General features: G+C 54.9%; 7 protein-coding genes. 1 reads left to right on the top strand and 6 read right to left on the bottom strand.

Annotation, left to right across the window (positions count from 1 at the left end; all coding sequences use genetic code 11):
- Positions 1–22: 22 nt before the first annotated feature.
- The 6 genes from VNX88_12495 to VNX88_12470 form a co-directional block, all read right to left on the bottom strand.
- Entirely contained in the window at positions 23–952 is a 930-nt protein-coding gene (locus VNX88_12495; GenBank protein ID HWY69480.1) for an FKBP-type peptidyl-prolyl cis-trans isomerase, read from the bottom strand.
- Positions 942–3,047 carry a discoidin domain-containing protein gene (locus tag VNX88_12490; GenBank protein ID HWY69479.1) on the bottom strand — a complete coding sequence of 702 codons (2,106 nt, stop codon included), beginning with the start codon at positions 3,045–3,047 and terminating at the stop codon, positions 942–944. The genes VNX88_12495 and VNX88_12490 overlap by 11 nt, the downstream gene beginning before the upstream one ends.
- A 335-nt stretch (positions 3,048–3,382) precedes the next feature.
- On the bottom strand, positions 3,383–5,062 hold the full coding sequence (locus VNX88_12485; GenBank protein ID HWY69478.1) for a CRTAC1 family protein: 1,680 nt from the start codon (positions 5,060–5,062) through the stop codon (positions 3,383–3,385).
- Entirely contained in the window at positions 5,059–7,950 is a 2,892-nt protein-coding gene (locus tag VNX88_12480; protein HWY69477.1) for a tetratricopeptide repeat protein, read from the bottom strand. The genes VNX88_12485 and VNX88_12480 overlap by 4 nt, the downstream gene beginning before the upstream one ends.
- A gap of 174 nt (positions 7,951–8,124) precedes the next feature.
- A complete protein-coding gene (locus VNX88_12475; GenBank protein ID HWY69476.1) occupies positions 8,125–11,046 on the bottom strand; it encodes a glycosyl hydrolase family 28-related protein in 2,922 nt (973 codons plus the stop codon).
- Positions 11,047–11,172: 126 nt separating this feature from the next.
- The gene (locus VNX88_12470; protein HWY69475.1) at positions 11,173–12,297 is read right to left on the bottom strand and encodes a LacI family DNA-binding transcriptional regulator; all 1,125 of its coding nucleotides are present in this window, start codon (positions 12,295–12,297) and stop codon (positions 11,173–11,175) included.
- Positions 12,298–12,639: 342 nt separating this feature from the next.
- Here VNX88_12470 and VNX88_12465 point away from each other — a divergent pair, with 342 nt between their 5' ends.
- The gene (locus VNX88_12465; GenBank protein HWY69474.1) at positions 12,640–16,140 is read left to right on the top strand and encodes a carboxypeptidase-like regulatory domain-containing protein; all 3,501 of its coding nucleotides are present in this window, start codon (positions 12,640–12,642) and stop codon (positions 16,138–16,140) included.
- Positions 16,141–16,240: the final 100 nt, after the last annotated feature.

Raw genomic sequence — 16,240 nt, 5'->3', positions numbered from 1 at the left:
CGAACCCGCTACCCGGCTGGGTCTACTGCACGCTCAAAAGCTCGATATCGTAAACCAGATCTCCCGGGGGATTGAACCGGTTTGCCGGTTTCTCACCGAAGGCGAGAGCCGCCGGGATCCAAAAGCGCGTTTTTTCACCGGGCACCATCAGCGGCAACGCCTCGCGCCATCCTGCCGGGGCAGTGGCTAACGTGACCAGCGCCGGGTGATTTCCCATTTCGGTAGACTCGAACAATCTGCCGTCGGCTCTCCAGCAGGAAAAATGAACCACTACCTTGTTCTTCAATGATGGATGTGCCGCGCCGGAACCACTCTTCAACACCTGATAGGCGAGACCGGACGAGGTTCTGGTCGCACTCGCGGGGGGCGAGGTGAGCTCGGCAGGTGTTGCTGGAGCTTTGATAATCGAGAGAAGCTCAAGATCGAACGTTAAATCCTTGTGCGGCGGCTCTTCGTCTTCCGGCCTCTTTTGACCGTGGTGATGATGTTCTCTGAAAGTGAGATCTTCGGGAACCCAGAGACGCCTTTTCTCACCCACCACCATTTCGGTGAGCGCTTCGGAGACACCTACAATGGCTGCGTTCAGACAGAGAAGCTCCGAATTGTCCATTGACGTGGAGGTTGAGAACAAGGTTCCGTCGGTCTTCCATGCCACAAAGTTCACCGTCACACAATCGTTGCCAGTGGGATGCTCGCTGCCATTTCCTGCCTTGAGGACCTTCATGGCCAAACCGGAGGGCATCGTTTGCGCATCGGCCGGAGGTGCTGCAACGTCCGGAGGCGTGGTAATTACGAGGCCCGAGTTCGCGATCTCGGCTGTCTGGCTTACGGCCGTCTGGATCCAGAATGGGACAACGCAGATCAGGCTGAGGAGAACGGCGTACCGCAATTGACGCGAATCCATTCCAGGCCTGGGTGTTTCAGACCGAAAGTGGATGTCTTTATCGGCCATGAGCGCCTCCAGCGGTGAGATCGGGGGCGGCAAAGATCTGGAATTCATAAATATTTGCGGTCGGCGACGGCGTCCCTTCCGGCGTGTTCACGTTCAGTCGAACATAGCGGGCTTGAGTCGAGGGAATGTCATGTGTGGTAATGCTTTGGATATTTCCTGAGACGTTAGCGACAGTTGAGAAGGTTTGGCCGTCGGCGCTTACCTGAATGCTGAAGTCACGCGTGTTCATCTTGAAGTCATCGCCACCGGCGCCCGCGTGCTCTACAACAATGCGACCAATAGCGACGTTTTTGCCTAAATCAACCTGCAGAAACGGATTCGCCGCCGCAGAACACCATTTGTCATTTGGGCCATCCTCAGCACTGCCGTTGACTGCTTTTTCGGGCGTCTGATCGGGCATACACGCGGCGCTTCCAGTCGCCTTGGCTCGCAAAGCGAGATTCTGAGAATCGCCTGCGCGCTTCCGCTTGCCGTAAACGGACACAAAGTTCGAAATAGAAGCGACGTACACCTTGCCATTGGCCACGATCGGAGGACTACCTTTGGCGAAGTTCAGCGGATCGTCGCCTGCGGCTGTGCTCGACCAGAGGAACTTCAGATTCTCGGCATCATAGGCATAAAGGCCGCCGGGCACTGTCATCTGGTTGGCATCGCCCGCCCTCGGCAGCGTTGCCCAGAGAATGCCGGTCCCAGGACGGGAGCCATTCGCCGAGATGCTCATCATGCCGCCGGGCATTCCGCTCGGTGCCAGAATGGAACCGCTGGCAACCGCAGGCAGGGTGAACTTATGGGTCGACGGATTGAAGCGGTAAACGCGCAGGAAATCACTCTCTCCCCACACGTAAACGTTCAAGCCCTGAGGGCTTTGCCACGCCGGAATAACGTTGTGCATATGATGAGTCAACGTCGGACGAACCGTTGGATCAACCGCCTGAACGACTTGAGAGACCTGGATATCCCCCGGGGCCTGCCCTCCCAGTTTTTGCGCGTCAAGCAAGTACATCTTGCCTTCTTTACCGCCTACCACGAGGTGATTCGTGCCCGGTAGCAGAGTCGGACCCTGCGTTCCAAAGTCGAGATCGAAGTCGTTCAGAGTGTTGAAATTTGAAGGCGTAAAGGAATCCAGCGGACGAAGCAACTTTGCCTGCAGCTTGATCGTCGACTCGCCGAAGTCGGTCTTGCCGTCAAAACTTCCGTTACCGGTCGTAACGATCAGATTCCCGGACTGGTCCACAACCGGTCCGGCGCCCGACATCCAGATGCCCGCCATGTTCCCATTCGGGGAGGCGTTAAACACTCCGACTTGCTTAAGTGTCGAGGCATCGTACGACATCATCCAGCCGTGATAAGGCCGCGTATCGCAGAATGATGCCCAGCCGATGTAGACGGTTCCGTCAGAAAGAGCCAATGCCGGACGCTGATTCTCCGTTACGGGGTTGAAGGTGACAACTGATCCATTCGTGTCATCTCCGTTTCCAGGCACTGTCGCCTGGATGATCTGCGGGCTGTTCGGACGGTCATTACCTGTCGCGACATCGATCGCCCGCAGACGCTGGACAGAAGCATCGCCCTCCACTGTTCGCGTCACAAAGTACATTGTCCTGTCCGGGCCGATCACGGGAGTACCAATGATGCCGATGTTCCCAATGAAGTCGTTGTAAATGCGACAAGCCTGACCGACTTCGGTATTTCGCGTTGGACGGCCAGTGCCATTGAAGTTCTTGTGCCAGAGCGGATTTCCAAATCGGTCAGCGTCGAAGGCGTAGACACTGTTGTTGACGGTTGCGACCAATAGAACATTGTGCTTATGGCCCGCAATCGGCACATCGGCCGCATACAGCAGGCCCGCATAGATCTGATCATCCACCGGCAACATAAAGAGCTTCCCGAAGTGGGCGACATTTACGTTCGCGGGCTTTAACTCTTTCTCGGCGAGATTTGCCGCAGTGCGCTGGTTGTTATAACCGCGCGTGAGGACCTGAGCGCGATCGGCAGCGTGCGCGTTTGACGGGAAGATGCAGAGTGAGAATGCGACGACGACGATGGATGTCGAGAGCTTGTTAAGAGATGCCAGGTGATCCATTGAGTGTTTCATTCCAGAGGGTTCACAGTCTGAACAATGTAACTGAGTGGCCGCAGAAAATGAAGGATTATAGGCTGGGAAACCTGGTCAGGGTGCTTGTTGGCGATTATTCGCTGAGCCGAGATCTCCGAGGCTATTCCAGAGACTGTCATCCCTCGCTCCGCAACGATTCTGCTTGCGATACCACGCCTGGGTCTTGCGGAGCGGGGGATCTGCTTTTCTCCTCGCGAGAAGAAAAAGCAGATCCCCCACTCCGCCGCAGAATCGTCGAATCCCAAGCCAGTCTCGCTGCGGAGTGAGGGATGACAGTGCATAGCCAGGATAAGGAGCGCTGGAGTAGATGGGAGCTACGATCTTGGTTTGAGTTTCTGGCTCGACTTTATTCCGGCCCCTTCCCGAACTGTGATCACCTGGCTGGCAGGGATGTCCTGCAGCGTGTCGTGTTGACCGCTTGGCCATTCAATATCGATTCGATCTGCTTTCGTCGCGCTGCCAAGCCCAAAGGTCAGCACCAATTCGCTCTGCGAAAGATAGCTGGATCCGCTGCGCATCATGAGTGACTGTTGGCTACCGCCGCTCTGCACGCGAACAACGGCGCCGATTCCGTCGCGATTCGATTTCGTACCCTCTAGCTTGACGCGCAGGCTCTGGTTTCCAGTACTGTCGTTGCGGAAGAGCTGCGCCGGGCCTGCGTTGGTCGTCATTACAAGGTCGAGATCGCCATCGTTGTCGATGTCGGCGTATGCAGCTCCGCGGGCGACACGGGGACGCGCAAATTCAGCGCCCATACGTTGCGTCACTTCCGTGAACTTGCCATTGCCAAGATTGCGAAACAGATGTGGAGGCTCAGCATAGCGGACCCGCTTTTGAATGTTCTCGATCTGATCTTCGATGTGGCCGTTCGCTACAAAAATGTCGAGCCAGCCATCGAGGTCATAGTCAAAGAAAAAGCACCCGAAGCCTAAGGTCAGCAGACTTTCGCGGCCGACCTCGGAAGTCGGAGCAACGTCCACAAACAGACCATGTCCCTCGTTGTGAAACAAGGAGAGCATCTGGTTCGAGAAATTCGAGATCAGAATGCTTGAGTTGCCGCTGCGATCATAATCAGCCGCATCCACTCCCATTCCGGCACGGGCCAAACCCTCCTCGCTATAGGCGATGCCGGCGGTGACTGCAGCTTCGGAGAAATGTTTGCCTTTGTCGTTGACGTAGAGCTTGTTGGGCTGAGTATCGTTGGAGAGTACGAAGTCCGGCCATCCATCGTGGTTGTAGTCGAGGATGGCAATCCCCAGGGTTTTCGACGTCATGTCGAGCAGACCGAGGTTGACAGTCGCATCCTCGAACTTACCATTGCCAAGATTGTGCCAGACCCGAATCGAAGCACCTTTGTAAGACTCGGGCGTGCAGTAGGATTTTTTCTTTCCGTCGAGACTGCAGTAGATGTCCTGCTTTGCCGACCACTGAACATAGTTGGCAACGATGAGATCAAGTTTGCCGTCGCGGTCGTAGTCGATCCACGCTGCGCTGGTACTGAACTCCTGCACGCCAGCGATGCCGGCCCTTTGGGTGACATCGGTAAAGGTGCCGTTGCCATTGTTGCGAAAAAGTCGACTCTGGCCCACTGCGCTGACGAACACGTCGTCGTAGCCATCGTTATCGTAATCGCCGACGGCAATTCCCATACCGTACATGCTGATTGCGAGCCCGGACTTTTGCGTAACATCGGAAAACGTTCCGTTGCGATTGTTGTGGTAGAGCTTCAGCGTCGAGGGCCGCTTCGGAGCGTCAGGCCAGTCCTGGCTGTTGGCAAAGAGAATGTCCTGCCAGCCATCGTTGTCGTAGTCGATGAAAGCGACGCCCACTCCCAGCGTCTCCGGGAGATATCGCTTTCCCGTTGCGCCACTGTTGTGGACAAAGCGAATGCCGGCAGCTTGGGTAATGTTCGTGAATTGCCCGTTTTGGGCAAGAGCGATTGAGCAACCTATTAGGAGAACAAGGCAAGTAAGACGCGGAATAGATTTCTTCATCGATGACCGGGAGAGAACGAGCTTATCGTTTGCGACCCTGAAGAGGCAACTGAGCGGCGCTTTGATTTCAGCGTAGCGGTTCTTGTTTGGCGAGCGGGAATAGCGAGCGGAGCACTCTCGTGCTCGTGGATTGTCTGACGTTCGTTATTGTCCTCCGGATGAGCCAAACGATATGGACCGGTGAGCGCCTGCGCCGCTTCATCGGCTTTGAAGCGCAAATAGCGCTTCTGATATTCGGCAGCCTGTGCGGTGTCTCCTAGTCCGCGATAACTCAGCATCAGATTGTAATTTGCCTGCAGATCCTCAGGATCGATCGCTAGAGTCTTCTTCAGTTCGTTGACAGCGTCCTGATACTTGCGCTGCAGGAATAGAATCCTGCCGATGTCGTCGATCACGACACGATCCTGCGGGTACTGTTGCTGCGCGATTCGCAGATGCTGCAGCGCTTCATCGTACTTACCCTCTATCCTCAAAGCGCGAGCGTAGAAATAATGCGTTCGGGCGAGGCTGTTATCGATCGCGAGCGCTTTCTCCAGCACTTGCTTGGCGCGCTGTTCATCGCCTTCCTGCACCAAAACCCGCCCCATGTTTACATAGCTGTCTGCTCTTGCAGGATCGGCCTCAGCCGCGGTTTGAAAGGCAGCGAGAGCGCTCTTCAGGTCACCTTGAAGAAAGAGGCCGATTCCGTAATCGTTCCAACGCTCCCAATCCTTTGCCTCCAACTGCCGCTTCGGTTCAGGCTTCGGGGCACTCTTCGCGACAACCGGCAGCGTGACCTCGTCTGAGGCGATAGTCACGATAGGCAGATCGGGAATGTATTTCAGATTGCCGGAGACTCCGGACATATCGGCGTCGAATGAAACTTTGCGATCATCGAATCCGGGTGCCATCTGATGCGCTTCGCCGGTGCTCTTGCCGGCATAAGAAAACTGTGTGTAGTACCAGGAAAATTTCCGGTAGTTGAGCTTGGCTTCAAACTTGATCTTGTCGCCGGCGTTCTCGGGAATTCGGAGTCGATAATGAACAGTGTCGGCTGCGCCAGGAGGAATTAATCTCACATACACCAGCGCACGGTTGGACCATGCGTTGCGTTTGTTAATGGGATTGCCGTGCTCGTCGATGCTCTGCGAACGATAGAAGTGCGCGCTCTTCTCAACTGGTCCTTTGCCGTTGTCTTCTGCGCGTCCGCTCCAGAACAGGACCTGTCCTTTGTCGTCGGTCGCCTTCAGCTCCAGCCACACGTCGAAACCGTCGACGGTTCCGGCAGGGAAGAAGTGCCCAACCTTCCGCGTTCGCACCACAACGTCCAAGCGCTCGGTATCGCCGCGACGCAACGCAGGATGCACTTCGTTTAGGGGAGCAGTGACTTCAAATGCCTCCGATCCACTCGTCTCAGCGCCAGAAGGACGCACGCTAGATTCAGCTTCTTCACCCACGGCAAAGGTTGTCGAAAGCTCGCCTGGGAGAGCCGCACTGGTGTTGACCTGCTTTGCCTCTGGACTTATGCCAAACATGTCGACGCTGATGATTCCGTTCTTGAGAAAGTCCAGCACCGCCTGCATCTGCTTCTCGTCCTGATTCGCAAATGGTAGTGCAGTATTCGCGGCAGGGAAGCGATGAGAATGCAGCTTCCCATCGGTAGTTCCGTAATCGGCAGACTCCACAAGGGGCATGTGGCAATCCAGGCAACGCTGCGGTTTGGCCGGATAGTAAAACGACCGCGCGCCAAGCCCAGAGACTCCGCTCGCCTGCCAGTTGTCGTAGTCGTTAAATCCGCGAATCCAGCGATAGTGATTCACCGGCACATCGAGATGAACCTTATGGCAGCTCGAGCAGAACTCAGCCGACTGCTCGTTATGCATGAAGGGCTTGAAGAAAGCGCGGCGGTGCGGCTCAGGATTCACATAAACGGAATAATCATGCAGCCATCGCATGACCGGATTCTTGCTCGCAGCGAGCTCATGCAGTTTGGGATACAGGAGCACAAAATCGCCCTGTCCCATTGTGCTCTTCACTTTTGTGATGGAGTGGCACATCAGGCATCCCAAGCCCGCATTGGCCTCGGGCGTGTGCACGATCTGCTTGATCGGCGTATCCATCATGCCGCTGTAGAGGACTGAAGGATCGTGGCAGCCTCCGCACCACTTCGACGGACGCGTCCCAACTACGTCCTGCATGTACTCAATGCTCTTGCGATACCACTGATTGTTGAACGAAGAGAAGTGGTGAGCTGAGCTGCTCCACTGTTCGTAGACATCTTTGTGACACCGCTCGCACGCCTGCGACTCCATGAAGTACTTCGCCGGAATAAATTTGCCGTCAGTCGTCTGCGCCGAACTGGGGAAAAACAATCCACTGGGACCGTCTCCCTCTTTGGTCATCTCCGCCGGAGCAATCTCAGGATTGCGAATCGGAGTCGAAGCCGCCCACCGCTTCACTCGCCAATAGTGCGCTCCCACGACCAGAAGGGCCGCAACGAGGAACATCACCGCACATTGAACAGTCAACCTTGGCGCGGCGGACGCAAACCACTGCTTTGACCGAAGCCAGTTCGCCAGGAGCAGCAGTACTCCTGCGAATGACAAGATCGAATGAAGGTAGACGAACTCAAGATGTGGACGGCTTCCGCCCACAACCATCACGATCACGCCATCGATCGCGCCCAAAATCAGAAGTACAACGCCGGCCCTTGCCAGCCGGGAGAGCAGCCGCACCGTGCGAATAAGGAAAGGAGCAGCAAGAACAGCGACCACTCCCAGCGCGATATGAGCCAGGGAAATGCTGATGTAGAAAAGATTTGGCCCAGGAAAAGCGTAAAGGTAAGCTCCAGAAAGAGCCGCAAACCACAAAAAGGCTTTCGCGATGGTCTTCTGGGACAGGGCCCTCATTGATAGGAGTTCCGTAGGTACCTTAGACTCCCTCTCTGGCGCGGCACGATAGTGCTTTTATATTACCCGCTCGCGGCTACATCAAGGTCAATGCATCTCGAAGCTTCCGAAGAAGACTGGGTTAGAATTCTTCTGACTTCACTTGTAATGTGTTTAGAAAGGAAAGGCTTTAGTCTACCGAGTTCGGACGGCATAAAGAGAAGTGCGAGCAGGGATAAATAGCGTCTTTCCGTCCGGTCCACCGAACACTAGTTGTGACGGTCGCTCGGGAATATCGATGGTGTCGATCAGCCGACCAGAGGAGTTGTACACGAACACCTGCCCGGCGGCTAGGTACACGTTTCCTTGATTGTCGACGGCGAGACCTTCACCGCCGCGCTCCGCAAAAAGCTTGAGATTTGAGAGAGTACCGTCAGGGTTGACATGGCCGGAATAGGTTTTCTCTTCAGCCTCGTCGGAGATGTAGAACGGATGCCCGGGAGCGGCAGGCGCCATGCCGAATGCGCGAAGCACATCATGTATTTTCGCTCCGTAGTAGAGCTGTCCGGTTACAAAGTCCTGACCCGCGGGAATGAAAACACTTTTGTCCGCCGATACAAAGTGATAGGGCTTTGCAATCTCGATCTTTTTAGTGAAGTCGTCAGCATTGCCCAAGTAGTCGACCGGCAAGACTGGAATCATTTCAGACCGCGGTTGCGAGGGTTCAGGCTTTAGCAATGTTACGTCGTCGCTGGGTGCGTCAGGCTTAAGACTGTACACAGTGCCGTTTCCCGCAGACGAAATCACGATCAGATCGCCTGATTTGTCGAAGACCAATTGGACGGGCTCGAGCGGATTATCCCGGATCTTCGATACCACCTGCGTTGCCGGTGAGTAGCGGTAGATTGTTTGCCATTTTGGGTCAACAAAATAGAAATTGCCCGCTCGATCGACTGCTCCCCCCGAGATGTTGAAAAAACCGCCGGCGATTTTCTCAATCTTCGCTCCCTCGGCGAAGAGAGAAGACGATTCCTTCTTGGATCGCCGAGGCGCGTCGCCCGAGATTGTGAGCCAGGAGAATTCTCGCTGACGCACCTCGCTCCTGCGTAGAGGATCGTAAATTGCGTTGTCAAAGGAAACTTTGCTGTTGCTGTAACAGTGAACATTGCGAAGTCGGATGTTGTGTGAGTTTGTCACCTTTATCGCGTAAGGGAACGGCTGATAGCTGCTTACAACGCGATACATATGCAGATTCGCAACTGTGATGTTGGTGGAGTTATCAATTTCGAGCGGGAGCGCGAAGCCGCTCTCGCCTCTTTCCTCTTCCGTCTGAAGCGCGTAGATTTCCCAGTTCGATACATTGCGCAGCACAGCCTCGTTGCGGACGTGGTGTTCGCTTGACAGTTGATAAATGCGTCCGGATGTTGTGGTGTTTGAAATGTAGAGGCCAGCTTGCGCGAAGGGGCTCGGTGTCCAAATGTCCAGGAAGGTGCCGCCCCCGCCGTCAGTAATCCATAGGCTGGGATATTGTCCATCCCATCGACGATTCAGATCGGAGTCAGCAGTGTGCGTGTTGTTATAAATCCTCTGCCACACCTTTGACGCTTCTTCTGGCGTGCTGCCCGGATCGACAGTGCCATGTCCGCCCAGAAATCGAACATCATCCATGAGCGAATCGCTGCCCGCCATCCATTTCGCAGCGACAGCTCGTGGATTGATTCCATTGGTGTAGAGACCGATACCGGTCACGATGTTGGTCCCACCCTTTGGAGTCTCAATCAACGGTTTGGGGCTTCCGACGCCCTGGAATGCGGGCGTGGAATCGGCAAGCATGATGCGTGTAACGCTGGGGTGCAGGCCGATCAGAACTGTGTCTGGCCTGAGAGAAATCGTGTCACTCACCAAGTACTGACCTGACGGGAAGTAAATCGTTTTATGTGTAGCTATGGCCTTCTTTAGGACTTCAGTATCATCGGAGACTCCGTCGCCTCGCGCACCGAGGCTCCGAACGTTGATCCATGTGCTTATCGCCGGCAGATCTGGGATGTCTGATCTGGGCGGCTGCGGTAATGCCTTTAGAGGCGATGTGTCATAAACATCCCGGATCGCGGGGACAGCTCCCATGTCATCGAAATGAAGGCCATGAGAAAACGTTTTTACAGCGTAGCTCCCTCCTCTTCCTGGACCTTGCTTTCCGCTTTCCCGATAAGATGCAAAAATGGGAACGCTTTCGCATACAACGTTCTCCATGTTTATTTCGGTACGCGCGTTGTTCTCGTTGCTGATAATTACGGCAGGGCCAGAGATGTTTTCCATCCGGCCATCTTTAACCCAAAGTTCTTCGGCAAACCTGGGATCAATCGAAATTGCAGTAGGTACATTCTTGAATTGCGGGCGGATCAGCGTAAGACCGGCCTCGTGCTCTCTAATCGCGGCTTCGCGCTGTGCTTCGAATGTGGCATCGACAACCGTGAACTGCCAGCCGGGAGACGGCTTTCGCGTCCAAATGCCGTATTGCCCACCATAGAAATGAACGTCTTGAGCGACGTTACCGCCGTCGTGAATTCCCGCCAGGCCGGAGCCGATGTGAAAGTCCATGTGAGCGAGAAAGCAATGCTGCGCATAGTGGGCACGAACTCCCACAGCTCCCGGATTCCCATCCTGGATTTCAATGTCAATGTTGCTCATCGCCGAATAAAACGTACCTGGCGACGCATCCCGAGGAGGGCCGTTTGGGTTGGGGCCGCTGCCGGCGAAAAAGACCATATAAGTAGGACCATTCTGAAACCCCGGCGTATTCGCGGCGAGAACGAACGTGGGCCGAACTGTGCCGTACCCGATGAGGCGAATACCCGGCCAGATATAGATGGTCTTGGTGATCCGATAACGTCCTGCCGGAATAAACAAAATGCCTTGGTTCGTGCTCTCCCGAACTTTGTCGATCGCTTCCTGGATCGCGTTCGAATCGTCGGTGACTCCGTCGCTCTTGACTGCAAAATGATCCGCTGTCAGGTAAAGCGCTTTCGGATCGTTGAGACGTTCCGTGTAGTAGGAACTCCCAAACAGGGACGCGCTCGATAATAATGTCGCAATGGTTACCAGCAATATGTTCGTCATTGGAATCGGGAAGGGAATTGTTGGTCCTTGTCTCAAATCAGTAGGTTCGTGACACAGCGCCCTCGCCTGTGATTGCCATGTGGGACACAACCAAAGTCTGCTGTGGCAGAGAAGAAGTGGAAACCTTCACGACGTTGCATCGAGCTTATGAATGATGGCTAGCTTCGACTCTGATTGCCGCGGGTTCGAGGAAGTCTTCGACTGCTGCATCGATAGAACTGACTGGCCGGCGCAGCCTGCGGTAGATCGACGCACCATCAGCTCGGGTTCAATCGTGATTTCTGCGACATCATTCATGCGGCCTTCCAGCCTGTCGATCAGTGTTCGCGCCGCCATTTCCCCCATGTACTGCAGAGGCTGCTTGACGGTGGTGAGCGGAGGATTGATGTAGGCCGCACCCTGGATATCATCAAAGCCGACGACCGACACGTCTTCGGGCACGCGGATTCCATGTTCCTGGAGGGCCACAATGGCGCCGATTGCGGAAATGTCGTTGTAAGCAAACAACGCGGTGAAGGGTTGCTTGCGCGCCAAAAGCTGCTTGGCAAATGGATACCCCAGATTGGGAGTAGGATCGCCTCCCTTGAGTTGGAGAATCAGTTCGCGCCGCATCCGGATCCCCAGCTTATCGGCTTCTTCGCAGATTGAATTCCAGCGAGTATCAGCGTCAACACTTTCCTTCGCGCCTCGCATGAAAGCGATCTCGCGATGTCCGAGATCCACGAGATGTCGCAGCGCCAACTCCGCGGCAAGACGATGGTCGAGCACGATGTTGGTGACTCCCTTGAGCCGCCGGTGCCCACCGACGGCGACCGTGGGCAAGCTCTGCTCCTCAGTCAAGGCAGTATCGACGGTGATGAAGCCTTCGACTCCTCGCTCGCGCAGCATGGCCGAGTATGTAGCGAGTAAGTCCTTATCGCGCCGGTGGGCGACCGTAAGAAAGAAATAGTTCTGTTGGCGGAGGTATCGCTCCATGCCACTGACGATCACGGAACCATACGCATCGCCAATCTCTTGCAGAATCAGGCCAATGGTGTAGCTGCGTTGGACACGTAGAGAGCGCGCCAGGAAGTTCGGCCGGTAATTCAGCGCGCGTGCAGCCGCCAGGATCCTGTTTTTAGTTCGATCGGGAACCGACCGCGCCGCCGCCGAATCGTTCAGCACGGCCGAGACAGTGCTGGCCGTAACCCCGGCGCGCTCTGCAACCGACTTCAGCGTCGGAATTGTCGGGTCACTACTTCGCCGTGGCATCGAGTAAAAGCTACACGTTTCTGATTTCGAGAACCGCTTAATTTTGGGGAGATGCGCTGTTCGTGCAGGTCCGTTATATCAGCGAACGCATCCGCCGACGATGGCAAAAGTAAAAACCATCGAGCGCTCTAGAATATCGATATTTTTAGGCTTGACAACGATTTTACCGGCAGCTTAATGTTGCCCACGCCGGGATGACCCGGCCCGAGAATACCTGTACAAAATCGATATAGTAGCTGTCCCCCCGCATTCGTCCGTGCAACTTAGCGACGTAAGAACGAAACCGCTAATCGGCAAGCTGGTCTCTGTCATGACCCGCAACGCCTCTAATGGAGGAACTCCATGAAGAGTTTCATTCGCTGCATCCTCGTCTTCAGTCTTCTACTCGTCACCGTCACATTCGTAATGGCACAGAGCCGAAATACTGGCGAAGTTCGCGGCCTGGTAACCGATTCATCGGGTGCAGCTCTTCCAGGAGCCACGGTTACGCTAACGAATATCGAAACGGGAGAGGTGAAGACCTTCGTCACCAACGGGCAAGGGCTCTATGACACTGTTTCGACGCCCACCGGCACCTATAACATTGCTTTCACCGCAAATGGGTTCAAGAGGCTTGTGCAGGGCCCGGTGCTTGTTCAGGTCAACGTAATCACCGAGAATGCCGCATTGGAAATCGGTCAGGCAACCGAAACAGTGAATGTTACGGCAGAGGGCGCGCCACTTCTGGAGACTGAAACCTCGAAGCAGGGCGCGATCCTTGAGGCGAAGACTATCGGCGAGCTCCCGCAGATCGGCGCCGGCATTACTGGCAATGATTGGGCCAACTTCAATATCTTTCTTCCCGGAGCTTCCAGCGCACCGTCTCAACCCGTCTCTGAAGGAAGCGGCGCTTACAACGCAGGCGATGCGGTCTCTATTAACGGCAACCTGCCGAACTACGCCAATTACCTGCAGGATGGAGGTGTGGTTCAGTTACCTGTGAGCAATAACGTTGACAACACGCTGTTCGAGGCTGTCCAGGAAGTCCAGGTCACGACCTCTTCGTTCTCGGCAGAGTATGGTATCGGCGGCGCAGTGTTCAACCAGATCACCAAAGGTGGAACCAACACTTGGCACGGCTCCGGTTACGAATACTGGCAGAATGACATTCTGAATGCCCGTCCCCATTTTGGCATTCCGAACAGCAGTGGCGGCTTTACTCCTCAAAAGGTTGGGAAGGTGCGCTACCACGAGTACGGCGGCTCAATCGGTGGACCGATCATCAAGAACAAGGCGTTTGTATTCTTTGTCGTCGACAAGATCTATAGCAATGGCAACGCAGCAGCGACGCTGGGAAATACCCCTGCGCTGGCGGAGATAGGTAAGGGCGCTGCGCATCCTGGAGCCCTTGACTTTACGGGCCTGCCAACGCTCTATGATCCGACTAGCTGTTCAACGCCAGGGTGTACTCGGACCTCATTCGCCCAGGAAAATACCGGAAGCCTTGCCGGTGTGAATGCGATTCCGGGCAACCGCATTGATCCTGTCGCGGCAAAGATTCTTAACCTCTATCCCGCGCCTAACGCAGGCGCCGCCGGAGCCTTTAGTAATAACTTTTCCACAGTCCTGCCGAATCCCAATCCGAACCTCAGGTTTTTTGGTCGCATCGATTACGACGTTGCTCAGAAACACCGCGTGAGTTTCTCCATGAGCCAGAAGGACAACCCAGCGTTTAATAAGGGTGGGCCATTTGCCTGCCCGATCAATTGCTTCTCTGGGGACATAGACGGTTACAACGTGCAAGCGACGGAGACTTGGACGATCAGCCCGACCAAGGTAAACGAATTTCGCATGGCCTATACCAAGCAAGGGAATTGGTTCGTTCCTCAAAGCAAGGGCTTCGACGCGGCCGGCCAGCTCGGTCTGCAATATGCAAAGGCCGACATCTTACCGACGATCACCATCAACGGAAACGGTTTCTGCTGCTCGACGGTACAACCGGGTACGAACGCCATTTATATCGAGCACCTCTATGATCCGTCGGACGTCTTCACGATGATCCACGGTCGCCACGTCCTGCACTTCGGCGGGGAAGTACTTATGGGTCAGGGCAACACAACCCCTTGGGGAAACCTGCAGTCTGGCAATTTTACATTCACCGGAAACTACACGGCGCAGAATGGCCAAGCTGCAACAACTGGCACCGGACTTGCCGACTTTCTGCTTGGGGACGCCCAAAAATGGAGCGCGACCAATCAGTCGACGTCTTACAATCGACTGAAGAGTCCGCAATTCTTCGTTCAAGATGACTTCAAGCTCCGCTCTAACCTTACGTTAAACCTTGGCCTGCGCTACGTAGGAACGACCGGATTCCATGAGACCCACGGCGCCTTGGGCGGGTTTGATCCGAATCTGACACTGAGTTGCACCGTCGACACGAACGGCAAGCCTTGCGGCAGCTTGAATGGACAACCAGGAGGGATATGGTTTGCTACAGACGGTAACGGCCGTGATTCCCTGCAGAAACCGATTTGGGACATCTTCCTGCCGCGCGTCGGCTTTGCCTGGCAGGTGATGAACAATACCGTCGTCAGAGGCGGTTTTGGCATGTACTCGTATAACTTCAGCCAGGATACTTATGGAAACGGCATCGGCTTTGGATCACTCGGAACCAGTACGGGAAATGCGTCGGATGTGAATAGTGGAACAGGTTCCAATCCATTGATATCTCTATCAGCGTCTGCCGCCACTGCTGCTTCTGTGCTGAATTACACCGTGGGTTCACCGAAGGCGAAGACTGTCGCGAATTACATCAACGTGACATCCCCTAGCAACAGCGTCCCTTACATGCCTTATAACACTGACCCGGGGAGAATCAACGAGTGGCAGTTGAGCATAGAGCACCAGTTCGCACAGAGTTACATGGCAGAGATCGCGTATGTCGGGAGTCATGCCACGAATCTGCAATACCCAACCGACCTTAACCAAATAACCAGTGCAACCGGCTTGGCCGATAGCATAGCCAATAACAAGTTCGTTCAGGCTGATCGTCCGTTTCCGGCCTTCGGGAACCTGAGCGGAAATCTTTACAAAGCCATCTCGAATTACAACGCGATGCAACTTCAGCTCACCAAGCGCTATGCGACTGGTTTAACTTTCAATGTCAACTACGTTTGGTCTCACATGCAAGATGAGCAGGATTCGTCTGGATGGGGCAATCGCGGCGGAACCCAGGTTTGGCAAATCGGGAACAATCCCGGCGCCAATTACGGTAACTCCAACTTCGACATCCGCAATGCCTTCAAGGGATATGCCTCTTACGAGTTGCCTTTCGGAAAAGGAAAGACGTATCTCAACAGTAATAAGCTGGTAAGCGAATTCGCAGGCGGATGGCGTTTGGCGGGAACTTTTATCACCCAGAGCGGTAATCCTTACACCGTTACCACCAGCAACAACCTCAACTCAACTTACACTGGATGCGGTAACGGCTGCAGCTGGTTCCCAAATGTTGTGGGACCCACCGGAGTCAGCGATCCAGGCCCCAGCCAATGGTTCAACACTGCGGCCTTTGTCCCTGCAGCGTCTGGCGGACAGTTCGCTTTTGGGAACGAGCGCAGAAACTCACTCATCGGACCACGGCTGTCTGTTGTTAATCTGTCGATTGCTAAAGCCTTCACAGTCACAGAGCGCGTCCGCATGGAATTCCGGTCAGACTGGGTGAACGCATTGAACCATCCGAGTCTCAACCGCCCGGGCAACTCCTTAGGAGGCGCGAACTTTGGACAAATCAACAACGCAACCCAGGGCAACGGCGTGGCGGTGGCTCCTCGCAGCGGCCAACTTAGTCTAAAAGTAACCTTCTGACGCAGCACGCGTGAGACGAGAAGAGGACGGACGCCCCATCCGGACGTCCTCTTCTCGCTCTCGATAGGCTGAAGCCCCCGATGACAGACGTACAATCTTG

Source organism: Terriglobales bacterium (genome assembly GCA_035567895.1).
GTDB lineage: Bacteria > Acidobacteriota > Terriglobia > Terriglobales > Acidobacteriaceae > Gp1-AA112.
The sequence above is the reverse complement of the archived record's forward strand: the minus strand, read 5'-3'. Positions and strand labels throughout refer to the sequence as shown.